This is a genomic window from Rothia sp. HMSC075F09 (assembly GCF_001810515.1).
In the GTDB taxonomy this organism is placed as follows: domain Bacteria; phylum Actinomycetota; class Actinomycetes; order Actinomycetales; family Micrococcaceae; genus Rothia.
The window spans coordinates 1-1607 of record NZ_KV801764.1 but is presented as its reverse complement, the minus strand read 5'-3'; the positions used below and the strand labels follow the sequence as shown (position 1 = coordinate 1607).

The window sequence follows — 1607 nt, the reverse complement described above, 5'->3', positions numbered from 1 at the left end:
TTATATGCGTTCAGCTGTGCTACAATATAAGTATAGGGAAGAGGAGAGGAAAACCTCACACCCTACCGGCGGCACCACCCAATCCTGGACGGGCCGACTAACTCCAACGGAAGGAATAACGCAATGACCCGCAAGTACAGCCGCGTTGATGAGGCAATTTTCCGCGAAATTATCGAACCTATCGAGCACGGCGACGTGGAAGATGCACGGGCAGAGTTCGACATTGACGCAATCGCTGAGAAGGTTCTCGGTGATGTTGATGAAGGGTTCGCCTGCAAAGTCACCGTAGATGAGTTCTGGAAAATTGTAGAAGAGAACGCCCGCTAGGGCACCTCTTCACTTCCCCCTCTCGCATGGGCGAGAGGGGGAAGTCTAAACCTTTCGGATCAACAAGCACGCACACCGTGCAATCATTGCAGAGTGCTATCATTGCATTATGCAATGACTGCATCAGAAGGAGCAGAAAATCATGATTATCACCATTGGCAGCCACAAGGGCGGCACCGGGAAGTCCACCCTCGCGGTCAATCTCGCCGCAATCTATCAGCGCGCCGGGCACCGCGTAATCGTCATTGAAGCCGACCCGTCCGTTTTCACGTCCTCTATGTGGTCCGCCCGCCGCGAAGCACACGAAGACTTGGCACCGGTCACCGTCCTACGGAAGACCGACAGGCTGAATGTTACGCTTGCAGACCTGGAGAAGGTCTATGACCTTGTGCTGGTGGACACGGCAGGTAAAGACTCTGTGGAATTGCGTACCGCAGCCCTTGTCTCTGACGTGCTGGTCATTCCGACCAACGCGGATACGCCCGACTTGGACAGCACGAAAGAATTTCTCGCCCGCATGGACGAAGCACGCATCATCAACGCCGCGCTAAAAATGCTGGTGGTCATCACTCGCGCGTCCACTCACCCCAGAAGTAAGCACCGCGAGGTAGCTATTGCCGCGCTGGAGGATAGCCCGGAAGAGTTCGCCCTGGCGGACGCGGTGATTTTCAATCGCCGCATTTACCCCGACGCTCTGGAAGAAGGGCGGGGCGTGGTGGAGCAGCGCGCCCGCACTGAGCAGGCCAGCGAGGAAATGCAAGCATTGGCTCAGGAAATTCTCGACTACGCGGGCGCGTAAGACCCGATCCCGACGACTTTTAGGAGGTGCCCATCATGGCACAGGCAATCAACGCGAAGGCACAGCAGAAGCGAGGCGGCACCCGTCGCGCAGGTTCTCGCCGCGCTGAGGACTTTGTGGCCAAGAGCGAGCGGCACGATATCGACGCGGCGGCACAGACCCGCGCAATGGATACGACAGCGCGAGCAATCGCCCGAGCAGAGGGCATTGTGTTCACCATTTACACCCTTCGCGGCACTGAACAGCAGAAGGAGCTAGTCAGGTATGCCGCAAAGCGGGAGAAAAAGAGTATGCAGCAAATTTACGAAGAAATCTTCGATATTCTGGAGGAGCGTTACGGTGCAGAGGTGCCGCTGGACTTCTGACCTTACCCGTGGTACAGTGTTCTTAACTGATTTGCTGGTTCCCCCCTTGTGCATGATGCGAGGGGGGAACTTTTTTATGCCCTCGCGCACCTGGCGCGCTGAAATTCTCTCGAAAT

General features: G+C 56.4%; 3 protein-coding genes. All 3 read left to right on the top strand.

Annotated features, from left to right (window positions below; genetic code table 11):
* Window positions 1-123: 123 nt before the first annotated feature.
* The 3 genes from HMPREF2749_RS00550 (at window position 124) to HMPREF2749_RS00540 (ending at window position 1491) form a co-directional block, all read left to right on the top strand.
* Window positions 124-327, top strand: a complete 204-nt coding sequence (locus HMPREF2749_RS00550) for a hypothetical protein (RefSeq protein ID WP_070592991.1) — start codon at window positions 124-126, stop codon at window positions 325-327.
* A 142-nt stretch (window positions 328-469) separates the two neighbouring features.
* Entirely contained in the window at window positions 470-1126 is a 657-nt protein-coding gene (locus HMPREF2749_RS00545) for a ParA family protein (protein ID WP_070592990.1), read from the top strand.
* Window positions 1127-1161: 35 nt separating this feature from the next.
* Window positions 1162-1491, top strand: a complete 330-nt coding sequence (locus HMPREF2749_RS00540) for a hypothetical protein (protein WP_070592989.1) — start codon at window positions 1162-1164, stop codon at window positions 1489-1491.
* The last annotated feature ends 116 nt before the right edge of the window (window positions 1492-1607 follow it).